The following is a 13,305-nucleotide window of genomic DNA, read 5'->3' as shown; positions in this document are numbered from 1 at the left end:
TACGAACTAAAAATTTTCAATTTTTAGTTCTGTCCCACTCCCTTTTCTGATTTTCAGGAGAAAAGATTGCTAAAAGACAAAAGGAACAAAAGAATGTCTCAAGCGACAAAATGAACGTTAGAAGCTTCATTTAAACATTTTGTTATAAAAACTATTAACAAAATTTACGATTCAGGACATTGTAGAAGATTGTGGTATCAATCGGATGACCTTTTATCATACACACATATATATGTGTGTGTGTGATTTGGTAGAATGGTCTTGTTTTGAGCTTGCTAAAAAGTAAAACGTTGCTGTCCAAGTAGCTGTTCAAGAAATTTTATTAAATAGTAGAACTTTTCTCATTTTGTTCTTTTCTCTTGTGCTTGATTAAGTTTTTATTTATAATAATTCTAAATAAAGTAAAAAGAGAAGGTTGACGATGATGAGAGAACAAGAAATTGATAAGAATTTTAGCGGTCGGCTTAATATTTTGCGAGCTGGAGTATTGGGGGCCAATGATGGTATTATTTCTATCGCGGGTGTGGTAATAGGGGTAGCAAGTGCAACAGAAAGTATTTGGATTATCTTTCTTTCTGGGTTAGCAGCAGTCTTTGCGGGAGCTTTTTCCATGGCAGGTGGTGAATATGTATCTGTCTCCACTCAAAAGGATACGGAGGAGGCCGCAGTTGTCAAAGAGCGAGATCTTTTAATGAAAAATCCAGATATTGCTAGGCAGTCGCTCTATGCAGCTTATATCCAGAATGGCGAGTGTGAGACTTCTGCCCAGCTTTTAACCAATCGAGCTTTTTTAAAGGATCCTCTCAAAGCTTTGGTAGCGGAAAAGTATGGTATTGAAGTGGAAGAATTTACTAATCCTTGGCATGCAGCAATCTCCAGCTTTATCGCTTTTGTAGCAGGAGCTATCTTTCCCATGCTGAGCATTGTCTTCTTTTCTGCTAGTTATAGAATTCCGGCGACAGTAGTCATCGTTGCTTTATCGCTATTGGGAACGGGATACACTAGTGCCAAGTTAGGAAAAGCACCGATAAAAAATGCCATGATTCGAAACTTAGTCATTGGACTTTTGACTATGACAGTAACTTATCTTGTAGGTCAATTATTTGCTATTTAATTTCGAAATAAAAAACCTTTATGAGGAGTGATTTTGATTGTAGATTATTCTATTTGACTTTATAGTCAATTCTTTTTAGAATTATCTGTCAACCACAATGCTGAAATCAATCAATTTTCTTACGATTGATAAGTATAATAGCATCAAATAAAATACAAGAATAAATTTTCTTGTATTTTCCTTTTTCTTATGCTATAATGTAGATAATGAATATGAAAGAGAGGCGAGGAAATATCTTCGCCTCTTATCTGTGAGGAGGTGTAGTCTTATCACAACGATTGTCAAATTAGTAAAAGAAGTTGTTGAACCAGTCGTTCAAGAACCGTATGAATTAGTGGATATTGAGTACGGTAAGATGGGGAGCGACCATGTTCTTAGTATTTTTGTAGATAAGCCGGGAGGAATTACTGTAAATGATACGGCAGAATTGACGGACATCATCAGTCCACTTTTAGATATGATTAAGCCGGATCCCTTTCCTGAGCAGTATTTTCTTGAAGTAACTAGCCCAGGGTTGGAACGTCCGCTGAAAACGAAAGAACAATTAGCAGATGCAGTTGGGCAATATATCCATGTTAGTCTGTATCAGGCAGTTGATAAAAGTAAAACCTTTGAAGGAACATTGCTTTCTTTTGAGGAAGATCATTTAACAATGGAATATATGGATAAGACGCGTAAGAAAGTTGTTCAAATTCCTTACAAGCTAGTATCCAAAGCAAGATTAGCAGTAAAATTTTAGTAAGAAAAAAGAAAGGATTGCTTTTGTTTTTACAAAAGCGAAAAAGACATGAGTAAAGAAATGCTAGAGGCCTTCCGCATTTTGGAAGAAGATAAAGGGATTAAAAAAGAAGACATTATCGAAGCAGTGACAGAATCCTTGCGCTCCGCTTATCGTCGCCGTTATGGTCAAGCAGATAGCGCAGCCATTGAATTTAACGAAAAAACAGGAGATTTTCGTGTCTATACAGTTCGTGAAGTGGTGGACGAAGTTTTTGATAGCCGTTTGGAAATCAGCTTAAAAGATGCTCTTGCCATTAGCTCAGCTTATGAGCTTGGTGATAAAATCAAATTTGAAGAAGCGCCGGCTGAATTTGGTCGGGTAGCAGCTCAATCTGCTAAGCAAACAATTATGGAAAAGATGCGCAAGCAAACGCGGGCGATTACTTACAATAAGTACAAAGAGCATGAAAATGAAATCATGTCAGGAACAGTCGAACGTTTTGACAATCGTTTCATCTATGTCAATCTTGGCAGCATTGAAGCGCAGTTGTCTAAACAAGACCAAATTCCTGGAGAAGTCTTTGCTTCACACGACCGCATTGAAGTTTTTGTTTATAAGGTTGAGGACAATCCTCGCGGTGTGAATGTTTTTGTTAGCCGTAGTCATCCAGAGATGATCAAACGCTTGATGGAGCAAGAAATTCCTGAAGTTTATGACGGAACGGTTGAAATCATGAGCGTTTCTCGTGAAGCAGGTGATCGAACCAAGGTTGCGGTACGCAGTCACAACCCAAATGTAGATGCAATTGGTACAATCGTTGGACGTGGTGGCGCAAACATCAAGAAAATCACTAGCAAGTTTCATCCTGCTAAGTATGATGCAAAATCATACCGTATGATTCCTATTGAAGAAAACATCGATGTGATTGAATGGGTAGCAGATCCTGCTGAATTCATCTACAATGCGATTGCTCCGGCAGAAGTGGATCAAGTCATCTTTGACAGTCAAGATAGCAAGCATGCTCTTGTCGTTGTGCCAGATAACAAATTGTCTCTTGCAATCGGTCGTCGCGGACAAAACGTACGCTTGGCAGCTCATTTGACAGGTTACAGAATTGACATCAAATCTGCAAGTGAATTTGAAGCTATGGAAGAAGCTGGTGAACTCGGCGGATTTGCTGAAGAAGTAGAAGAATTTACAGCAGTTGAAAGTCCTGTAGAAACAGAATTTGTGGAAAGTGAAGTTGAAGCAGCAGACTAAAGGAGGGAAAGAATGGCAAAAACAAGAAAAATCCCTTTACGAAAATCAGTAGTTTCTAACGAAATCATTGACAAGCGTGATTTACTCCGCATTGTCAAAAACAAAGAAGGTCAAATTTTCATTGATCCGACAGGTAAGGCGAACGGACGTGGAGCTTATATCAAACTTGATAATGAAGAAGCGCTTCAAGCTAAGCAAAAACGAGTCTTTAATCGCAGTTTCAATATGGAAGTGGAAGACGATTTTTACGATGAACTGATTGCTTATGTGGATCACAAGGTCAAAAGAAGAGAGTTAGGTCTTGAATAAGCAAAAACTAGCAAATTTACTTGGCTTAGCACAACGAGCAGGTCGCATCATATCGGGTGAAGAATTGGTTGTTAAGGCTATACAAGATAGGAAAGCAAAGTTGGTCTTTTTAGCCAACGATGCTGCTCCAAATTTGACTAAGAAAATTACTGATAAAAGTCATTATTACAAAGTAGAAGTATCAACCGTGTTTTCAACACTGGAATTAAGCACCGCAGTAGGCAAGGCAAGAAAAGTGCTTGCCATCACTGATGCTGGATTTACAAAGAAAATGAGGTCTCTTATGGAATAGAAGAGGAGGACAAGATTTGTCTAAAGTAAGATTGTACGAAATCGCGAAAGAACTGGGAAAAGAAAGCAAGGAAATTGTGGCGCGTGCAAAAGAGCTTGGTATTGAGGTAAAAAGTCATGCCAGCAGCGTGGAAAGTGAAATAGCAACACGTATAACAGCTAGCTTTTCTCAAGCAGCAGCTCCTAAAAAAGAAACGACTCAAAAGCCGACTCAATCGTTGCCTAAAGAGCAAGCGTCAGCTCCAACGGCAGTGAAAGAAACGACCGAGGCTGAGAAGAAAGCAGAGCCGAAGGCAGTAGCTCCAACGCAAAAGTCGGAAGTGGAAGCGAAGTCGGCGTCTGCAAAACCAAAAAGTCGTAATTTTAAGGCTGAACGAGAGGCAAGAGCGAAAGAACAGGCAGAACGACGAAATAAACAGCGAGACAATCGTCCGCAAAAACAACAAAATGGTGATAAACGAAATCGAGATGAACGTAATCAGCGTAATGATCGAAGCAATCAAAATCGCAATGACCGAGGAAATCGCAACGAACAACGCGACAACCGCAATCATCGAAACCAAGACAATCATCGCCAAGGGCAAAATCGTTCACATGTTGCAAATCAAAATCGCCCTCAAACGGATCAAGGGCCACGCATTGATTTTAAAGCACGTGCAGCAGCTCTGAAAGCTGAACAAAATGCTGAATACGCTCGTGGTAGTGAAGAACGTTTCAAACAAGCTCAGGCTGCGAAAGCAGCTCAACGCGAGCAGAATAAACGGAAAGAACCTGTAGAAGAATTATTTCAAGCAGCAGCTACTATCGTGGAAGCAACAAAGCCAGCTCCACAGCCCCAAGTTGCTTCTGAAGCGAGTCAAACTCCCGCAGTTGACACTCGTCGTAAAAAACAAGCCCGGCCAGACAAGAAGCGCGATGACTTTGATCGTGAAGAAGATGGTCCAAGAAAACAACAAAAGAATCGAAGCAGTCAAAATCAAGTGAGAAATCAAAAAAATAGTAATTGGAATCATAACAAGAAAAATAAAAAAGGCAAGAATAATCGGAACAATAACCAAACTCCAAAACCGGTTACAGAACGCAAGTTCCATGAATTGCCAAAAGAATTTGAATATACAGAAGGCATGACCGTTGCAGAAATTGCAAAACGGATTAAACGTGAACCAGCCGAAATTGTCAAGAAACTCTTTATGATGGGGGTTATGGCAACGCAGAATCAATCGTTGGACGGCGATACTATTGAACTTCTGATGGTAGATTATGGCATTGAAGCACATGCTAAAGTTGAAGTCGATAATGCAGATATCGAACGTTTCTTTGTGGATGATGATTATCTTGATCCAGATGCCTTGGTAGAGCGTCCGCCAGTTGTGACCATCATGGGACACGTTGACCATGGGAAAACAACACTTTTGGATACCTTGCGTAATTCTCGTGTTGCTACAGGTGAAGCAGGTGGGATAACACAACATATTGGTGCTTACCAGATTGAAGAAAATGGTAAGAAAATTACCTTCCTTGATACACCAGGGCATGCGGCCTTTACTTCTATGCGGGCGCGCGGTGCTTCTGTCACAGATATTACGATTCTTGTCGTAGCAGCAGATGATGGAGTCATGCCTCAAACAATTGAAGCGATTAACCATTCAAAAGCAGCTAATGTGCCAATTATTGTAGCGATTAACAAGATTGATAAGCCAGGTGCTAATCCTGAGCGGGTTATCGGTGAATTGGCTGAATATGGCGTTATGTCAACTGCTTGGGGCGGTGATTCTGAATTTGTTGAAATCTCAGCGAAGTTCAACCAAAATATTGATGAACTGCTCGAAACCGTTCTCCTTGTAGCTGAAATTCAAGAGCTAAAAGCTGATCCAAAGGTTCGCGCAATTGGTACAGTAATCGAAGCGCGCTTGGATAAAGGAAAAGGTGCAGTTGCAACCTTGCTCGTTCAACAAGGTACTTTGAATGTGCAGGATCCAATCGTTGTCGGAAATACCTTTGGACGTGTACGTGCCATGACCAATGACCGTGGACGCCGAGTGAAAGTTGCGGGGCCATCGACACCAGTATCTATCACAGGTTTAAATGAAACACCAATGGCTGGTGACCATTTTGCCGTATATGAAGATGAAAAAGCAGCGCGTGCAGCTGGTGAAGAACGTGCAAAACGTGCTCTCATGAAACAACGTCAAGCAACGCATCGTGTTAGTTTGGAAAATCTCTTTGATACCCTTAAAGCTGGTGAAGTCAAGTCTGTCAATGTCATTATCAAAGCAGACGTGCAAGGTTCTGCCGAAGCCTTGACAGCTTCCCTTCAGAAGATTGAAGTGGAAGGTGTTAAAGTAACAATTGTTCACTCAGCAGTTGGTGCGATTAACGAATCAGATGTTACTCTTGCGGAAGCTTCCAATGCCTTTATCATTGGTTTCAATGTTCGTCCTACTCCACAAGCTCGTCAACAAGCTGAAGCGGATGACGTCGAAATGCGTCTTCACAGTATCATTTATAAAGTGATTGAAGAAGTAGAAGATGCCATGAAAGGGATGCTTGATCCAGAATTTGAAGAAAAAATTATTGGCGAAGCTGTCATTCGTGAAACCTTCAAGGTTTCTAAAGTCGGTACCATCGGCGGATTTATGGTGGTTAGCGGTAAAGTAACTCGTGATTCTAAGGTTCGTGTCATTCGTGATGGTGTTGTCATCTTTGATGGTGCGCTTGCTAGCCTCAAACATTATAAGGATGATGTGAAAGAAGTCGGAAATGGGCAAGAAGGTGGTCTTATGGTTGAGAACTACAATGACATCAAGGTAGACGACATGATTGAAGCCTACATCATGGAAGAAATCACAAGATAAGATATGAATGGAAGAGAGACAGACTATGATTTATTGAAGTCTGCCTCAACCTTTTTCTAAAGTAAGTGAAAGGAGATATCATGGCAAATCAATTTCGTGTGGATCGTGTGGGCATGGAAATCAAACGTGAAGTCAATGAAATTTTGCAAAAAAAAGTTCGTGATCCGCGTGTTCAAGGAATTACCATTACAGATGTGCAAATGTTGGGCGACTTGTCAATGGCAAAAGTATACTACACGCTGATGAGCAACCTTGCTTCTGAACAAGAAAAAGCTCAGACCGGTTTAGAAAAGGCGAAGGGAACCATCAAACGTGAATTGGGTCACAACTTGAAGATGTATAAAATTCCTGATTTGACATTTATCAAGGATGAATCGATTGAATATGGGAACAAAATTGACCAAATGATCCGCGATTTAGAACAAAAATAAAACGTGATTTTAGCTATATCAATATATTTAAAAAGAAAGGAAATTCTATTTTTCTTTCTTTTTTTGATAAAAATGCTAAAAAGGCTTGTTACTTTTACACTTATCCTTTAAAATAGAAAAGGAGATAATCCGCTACAGATTTTTCGGAGGAGAAAAGATGTCCATCAATTGGCAGCAAATTATATTTAGCTTCTTAGGCGGTTTAGGACTTTTTCTATATAGTATTCGAATGATGGGAGATGGCTTGCAGCAGGCTGCAGGTGATCGGCTTCGTTATTTTATTGATAAATATACAAGCAATCCATTTTTTGGCGTTCTAGTTGGGATTGGTCTAACAGCTCTGATTCAATCAAGTTCGGGTGTGACAGTTATTACGGTTGGACTGGTAAGCGCTGGACTATTGACTTTGAAGCAAGCGATTGGTATTGTCATGGGAGCCAATATCGGAACGACAGTGACCTCCTTTATTATTGGTTTTAAGCTAGGTGATTATGCCTTACCCATTCTCTTTTTAGGAGCAGTCTGTCTCTTCTTTACCAAAAAGCGCTCTATCAATAATATTGGTCGTGTCTTATTTGGGGTCGGGGGGATCTTCTTTGCTTTGAATTTGATGAGTGGTGCTATGGAGCCATTGAAAAATTTAGATGCTTTTCGTGAGTATATGATAAAGTTGAGTGGAAATCCAGTTCTAGGTGTATTTGTAGGGACAGGTATTACCTTGTTGATTCAAGCCTCATCAGCAACTATTGGTATTCTACAAAATTTATATGCGAGCGGCTTGATTGAGTTAAAGGGAGCTTTGCCAGTCCTTTTTGGGGATAATATCGGGACAACGATTACAGCGATTATTGCATCATTAGGAGCCAATATTGCTGCTAAACGTGTGGCAGGTGCCCATGTCACTTTCAATGTGGTCGGTACCGTTTTATGCTTGATCGTTTTAGGTCCATTTACGAGCTTAATTCAGTGGTTTCAAGCAGCATTCCATTTAAGCCCAGAAATGACCATCGCCTTTGCTCACGGAACTTTTAATGTTACTAATACCATTATTCAATTTCCATTTATTGGCTTGTTAGCTACCTTGGTAACAAAACTGATTCCAGGTGAAGATGAAGTTGTGAAATATGAACCGCTTTATTTAGATCCGATTTTAATCAAACAAGCTCCGTCTTTGGCACTTGGAAATGCTAAAAAAGAATTGCTTCATTTAGGACGTTATGCGATGCGTTCATTTGAGTTGGCTTATGATTATATTGTGAACAATACTGAAAAGTCAGCAGACAAGGGACACAAGGTAGAAGAAGCAATCAATAAAATTGATGAAGATCTCACACGTTACCTCATTGATTTATCTAGTGAGCCTCTTAGCCAAAAAGAAAGTGAAGTGCTGACAAATATTTTGGATTCATCTCGAGATTTAGAAAGAATCGGGGACCATGGTGAAGCGCTGATTAATTTGACTGATTATATCCGTCGGAAAAAGGTGGAATTTTCTCCAGCAGCTTTGCAAGAGTTGGAATTGATTTATAACATGACTTTGACTTTCATTAAAGAATCCCTGGCTTCTGTAGAAAATAATGACATTGAGTTGGCGGATAGCTTAGTAACTAAGCATGAAGCGATTGATAAAATGGAACGAAAGCTACGGAAAACGCACATTCATCGTCTGAATAGAGGAGAATGCTCGACACAAGCAGGCGTAAACTTTATTGATATCATCTCTCACTATACGAGAGTAGCGGATCACGCCATGAACTTGGCGGAAAAGGTCCAAGCGGAACAAATATAATCATGAGAAACAAACTGCTGGTGCAGTTTGTTTTTTTTGTACCCTACTTATCTTGCATGATCAAGTAGAAAGTTTATTAATAATGGCTCTGTGAGATCAAGTTTGGTACACAAGAAAAAGTGGAACATCTGTGCTGTAATACTAGCTTGACTTTGCTATCAATCCAATGTGATAGAGCAAATAGAGGTTGAATAGAACTTGAAAGATGTCACAGTTTATCTTTATCAAAACTTACAAACTCTAAACCAGTTCATCAAGAAGAAAAATACAAATTTCGAAATATACTTTTTATTTTTGATTAAATCTTTCTTGTAAAATTGCATTTGTTAAACTATTCGAACCTCTTATTGCTGGCTATCAGTAGATTGTGGGTATTGAATTAAAAAAAGTTTTAGTATGTTCTATAAGCCAGACTCATGTTTTTTGATGAGAATATTATTGTGATGGGGAGATTGTCATAACTAGTTTATTAAGGATGTTCGGAAACTAGTCATATAAAAAGCCAATCCTCATAAAGCGAGGAATGGCTGGTTGTTTAATTTATTATTAGAACAATATGTATTGAAAGTTAATTTAGCTGCTATGTACTGTATACATACATGATGTGAGAGAAGCTAAACATTAGCTCCTACTGAATTATTCAAAAGTAACCTTAATTGGTACTTTGGCTATGGTTTCTGTGATATCATAAATGACTTCTAAATTGCATTCTAAAACTTTTGGCTTAGTAATACTAGCTGCTTCTAAAGCATTTATTGGTAATTTAATACTACCTTCAGAAGCAGCAGAAGCTTTTAAGGTATCAGAACAAATGATAATTTTATGGTCATCACTATTAGAAATATTATTGACTTTACCATTACGAGTTTGCACTTCATATTCCTTATTGGAAGTATTTTTATAAGCTAGTTTAAGAGTATATTCATAATCATCTTTTTCCAGCCCTTTATAGGTGGCCGTAAGACCTTTGATTTCATAAATAACTGTATCAGTAGCTGTGGTAGAAAATTCAACAACTTTTGATTTTTGTTCTGCTTTTTGACTAGAACTAGTCTTGGGTACTTCAGAAGATGATGTGTTTGTTGATTTCTTATTATTACCACAAGCAGTTAAAAACAGAATAGCAAGTAAGGAAAAACAACTGTAAAGACTTTCTTTTTCATGGTACACCTCCAAAGATAAGTGTGCTAGGTGAAGACTAAAGTCATTTAAAGCTGATTTGTCTCTTCTAAATTTGAATTTGGAATCAGCTCCTTGTGACAACAATCAACACAAAATACTTTTCCCCACTTTTATTATATCATTATACAAATAATTATTCAATAAAAGATAGAACATAAATACTTAAATAAGGTAGTAACCGGAAAGTCGAATATAAACTTGATGGTTTAGGTTGAGTGCCTTAATTGATTCATTTGACAGAAATTATCTATTTAGTACTAAAAATATGAAAACAACAAGAAAAAACAAGACGACTATAAGGTTGGTCTGAATTTAATATCGAAAAATATCTAGCAAACAAGACTTGCAAATGGAATGAGTACTAGTATATATCCTAAAATAAGCAGCATCAAAGTAAGCTCTTGCCAATATGGAATTTAGATCACTCTTTTAAACGAAGTGTACTACAAGTTTGTTAAATGGACAGTATAGAAAATAGTATAAACAGTAGTGTTTATACAATCACTTAAAATCTAGCAAGATAGGTCTATACCATTTACAAAAAGAAAAGAAAGCGATATAATGAAAGAGACATAATGAACAATGCGAGAGTGATTTAAAATACTATTTACAGTTGTCTAAAGTGACAGCTTATATAAACTCTCACTGAAAGAAGGAGGTTTTATTATGCCTAAATATATTCAAGCAGATCGATTTTTCTATCCCCATGGTATCCGTCAAGGTGGCTACTTGGAAATCACAGATGGTAAATTTGGCAAATGGACGAAAGCTATTCCGGCAGGTGCGGATGTGATAGATTATACAGGTTATTCTATCGCACCGGGACTGGTGGATACCCATATTCATGGTTTTGGCGGTGTCGATGTCATGGATAACAATATCGAGGGCACCCTTCATACGATGAGTGAAGGTCTCTTGACGACGGGGGTGACTAGTTTTCTGCCAACGACTTTGACTTCAAGCTATGAACAACTCTTAGCTGTGACAGAAAATATCGGTGCTCATTATCAGGAAGCGACAGGTGCTAAGATTCGTGGCTTATATTTTGAAGGTCCGTATTTCACAGAAAAATATAAAGGAGCCCAAAATCCAATTTACATGAAAAATCCTCGAATGGATGAATTTCGTGCTTGGAAAAAAGCATCGAATGGTTTGCTCAATAAAATCGCTTTAGCTCCAGAACGAGAAGGTGTTGAAGATTTTGTTCGAACCATTACTGATGAAGGCGTAACAGTTGCACTTGGACACTCAAATGCAACTTTTGATGAAGCTAAAGTTGCGGTAGATGCTGGCGCTAGTGTCTGGGTTCATGCCTATAATGGTATGCGTGGTCTGACTCACCGTGAGCTGGGCATGGTCGGCGCTATGTACGAGCTGCCACACACTTATGCTGAGCTGATCTGTGATGGACACCATGTGGATCCAAAGGCTTGTGACATTTTGATGAAGCAAAAAGGTCATGAACATATTGCTCTCATTACCGACTGTATGACAGCTGGTGGATTAGAAGCTGGCGATTATATGCTGGGTGAATTTCCGGTTGTAGTGGAAAATGGCACTGCTCGACTCAAATCAACAGGCAACCTAGCCGGTTCTATCTTGAAATTAAAAGATGGTCTAAAAAATGTTGTAAAATGGGGGATTGCTAATGCGCACCAAGCTGTTATGATGGCGACGCTCAATCCAGCAAAATCTGTTCATATTGATGATGTTTGTGGTCAAATCAAAGAAGGTCACGATGCGGACTTTATCGTTTTGGACAATGATTTAGAACTCGTTGCAACTTATCTTGATGGTGAAAAACGATACGAAGCTAAATAGAATCTTTTTATCTTGAAAGAGTTGGAAAACCGACTCTTTTCATTTTACTTTTTAAAATACATGTAGTTAAGAAAAGGTTTTTAAGGATTTGAATTGCAATAAGAGGCGTGATATAATGAGGTTATCTGAGTCGTATGCTCATGATTGTAGTTGGCATAACTTTTATTACTTATAGTTTTCTCGGCAGGGGAATGGCACCAACCAAGGAGAATGTCTTTAAACCCAAATCCTTGAAAAAGAAAGCTAAGAAATAGATTTTTTGTTGGAAGGGGTAGTTGACTGGGCTGCCTGCTTGCTTAATAAAGGAGACGGAGATGGAACGTTATCAATTAAACAATGGTGTAGAGATTCCGGTTTTGGGCTTTGGAACTTGGAAGGCTCAGGATGGTGAAGAGGCCTATCAGGCAGTGCTGACAGCACTTGAAGCAGGCTACCGGCACATTGATACTGCAGCTGTTTATAAGAATGAGGGAAGTGTGGGTCGTGCAATCAAAGACAATGGTATACCGCGGGAAAAGCTCTTTATTACGACCAAGCTCTGGAATGGTAATCATACTTATGAGGAGACTCAAGAAGCTTTTGCCCGCTCCTTAGAGCGTTTGGGGCTGGACTATCTGGACCTCTATCTTATCCACTGGCCCAATCCAAAACCTCTGCGGGAGCAGGAAGCTTGGAAGGAGCGCAATCGGGAGGTTTGGCGGGCTATGGAAGACCTCTATCGGGAGGGGAAAATCCGAGCTATCGGTGTCAGCAATTTCCTGCCTCACCACCTAGAGCCTCTGCTTGAGACAGCGCGTATTTTGCCCGCGGTCAATCAAATTCGTCTGGCGCCTGGTGTCTATCAGGCTGAAACAGTGGACTATTGTCGTAAGCATGATATTCTCCTAGAGGCTTGGGGTCCCTTCGGTCAAGGGGAACTTTTCCGCAATGAAGAAGTCAAGGCTGTGGCCGATAAATACGGCAAATCTGTCGCCCAAATCGCTCTGGCTTGGAGCCTGCAAGAGGGCTTCCTGCCCCTGCCCAAGTCGGTTACGCCTGAGCGAATCAAGAGCAATCTGGACTGCTTTGACATTACCCTCAGTCCAGCAGACCTAGAAGTGTTGAAAAACATTCAAGGTCTTGAAGGCGGCGCTCCAGATCCAGATAAGATGGATTTTTAGATGATGATTGACTGAAACTGTAATCAAAACTTTCTCTTCTGTGCGATAAAGAAATCAAAGGGCTGATTGAGGAGGTTATTGAGCTACTGGGAGTGGGAAGATAAGGAAGAAAAGAAGCAGTCAAGGCTTCAGTCAATATCATTTATCAACGTCCTACTCCAATCTAGGAGTCGAATCGTCTTCCTTACTAAAATTTGGAGGGAATCTAGCTTTCAGATAGTCCTATTTATGAAAATTTCCAAATAATCTATCCCTCGAATGACAGGATTTACTAAAATTGATTGGCATTCTATGTCTAGGATGACACTAATCACTAAAGTTTCTAGGTATTCTAAGTCTTGAATGATCGGATGATTCGTTTTTTATAGACAA

11 protein-coding genes are annotated in these 13,305 nt (G+C 39.3%); 10 read left to right on the top strand and 1 reads right to left on the bottom strand.

Translation table 11 applies throughout. The features are described from left to right. Positions 1 to 424 precede the first annotated feature (424 nt). The 8 genes from HMPREF2933_RS02720 to HMPREF2933_RS02685 all read left to right on the top strand — a co-directional run bounded on the left by HMPREF2933_RS02720 (position 425) and on the right by HMPREF2933_RS02685 (position 8,770). On the top strand, positions 425 to 1,114 hold the full coding sequence (locus HMPREF2933_RS02720; protein WP_042754037.1) for a VIT1/CCC1 transporter family protein: 690 nt from the start codon (positions 425 to 427) through the stop codon (positions 1,112 to 1,114). 250 nt (positions 1,115 to 1,364) lie between these two features. Beyond that, entirely contained in the window at positions 1,365 to 1,853 is a 489-nt protein-coding gene (rimP, locus tag HMPREF2933_RS02715; RefSeq protein WP_024052170.1) for a ribosome maturation factor RimP, read from the top strand. A 48-nt stretch (positions 1,854 to 1,901) separates the two neighbouring features. Next, positions 1,902 to 3,095, top strand: a complete 1,194-nt coding sequence (gene nusA / locus HMPREF2933_RS02710; RefSeq protein ID WP_042754019.1) for a transcription termination factor NusA — start codon at positions 1,902 to 1,904, stop codon at positions 3,093 to 3,095. A 12-nt stretch (positions 3,096 to 3,107) separates the two neighbouring features. Further along, entirely contained in the window at positions 3,108 to 3,404 is a 297-nt protein-coding gene (gene rnpM, locus HMPREF2933_RS02705; RefSeq protein WP_003025961.1) for an RNase P modulator RnpM, read from the top strand. Further along, positions 3,397 to 3,696, top strand: a complete 300-nt coding sequence (locus tag HMPREF2933_RS02700) for a YlxQ-related RNA-binding protein (protein ID WP_024052168.1) — start codon at positions 3,397 to 3,399, stop codon at positions 3,694 to 3,696. Before rnpM ends, HMPREF2933_RS02700 begins: the two co-directional genes overlap by 8 nt. A 16-nt stretch (positions 3,697 to 3,712) precedes the next feature. Continuing rightward, on the top strand, positions 3,713 to 6,550 hold the full coding sequence (infB, locus tag HMPREF2933_RS02695) for a translation initiation factor IF-2 (protein WP_024052167.1): 2,838 nt from the start codon (positions 3,713 to 3,715) through the stop codon (positions 6,548 to 6,550). A gap of 80 nt (positions 6,551 to 6,630) precedes the next feature. Further along, positions 6,631 to 6,981: a 30S ribosome-binding factor RbfA gene (rbfA, locus tag HMPREF2933_RS02690; protein ID WP_024052166.1), complete on the top strand. Its 351-nt coding sequence runs from the start codon at positions 6,631 to 6,633 to the stop codon at positions 6,979 to 6,981. 157 nt (positions 6,982 to 7,138) lie between these two features. Then, the gene (locus HMPREF2933_RS02685; protein ID WP_070241541.1) at positions 7,139 to 8,770 is read left to right on the top strand and encodes a Na/Pi cotransporter family protein; all 1,632 of its coding nucleotides are present in this window, start codon (positions 7,139 to 7,141) and stop codon (positions 8,768 to 8,770) included. A 636-nt stretch (positions 8,771 to 9,406) separates the two neighbouring features. On the opposite strand, the gene HMPREF2933_RS02680 is transcribed toward HMPREF2933_RS02685, so the two are convergent. Beyond that, a complete protein-coding gene (locus HMPREF2933_RS02680) occupies positions 9,407 to 10,036 on the bottom strand; it encodes a hypothetical protein (RefSeq protein ID WP_024052164.1) in 630 nt (209 codons plus the stop codon). 582 nt (positions 10,037 to 10,618) lie between these two features. On the opposite strand from HMPREF2933_RS02680, the gene nagA reads away from it, so the two are divergent. Both nagA and HMPREF2933_RS02670 read left to right on the top strand, forming a co-directional pair. Further along, positions 10,619 to 11,773 carry an N-acetylglucosamine-6-phosphate deacetylase gene (nagA, locus tag HMPREF2933_RS02675; protein WP_024052163.1) on the top strand — a complete coding sequence of 385 codons (1,155 nt, stop codon included), beginning with the start codon at positions 10,619 to 10,621 and terminating at the stop codon, positions 11,771 to 11,773. A 314-nt stretch (positions 11,774 to 12,087) separates the two neighbouring features. Beyond that, positions 12,088 to 12,933, top strand: a complete 846-nt coding sequence (locus HMPREF2933_RS02670) for an aldo/keto reductase (protein WP_024052162.1) — start codon at positions 12,088 to 12,090, stop codon at positions 12,931 to 12,933. The last annotated feature ends 372 nt before the right edge of the window (positions 12,934 to 13,305 follow it).

Source organism: Streptococcus sp. HMSC066F10 (genome assembly GCF_001813805.1).
Taxonomy (GTDB): domain Bacteria; phylum Bacillota; class Bacilli; order Lactobacillales; family Streptococcaceae; genus Streptococcus; species Streptococcus vaginalis.
The sequence above is the reverse complement of the archived record's forward strand: the minus strand, read 5'-3'. Positions and strand labels throughout refer to the sequence as shown.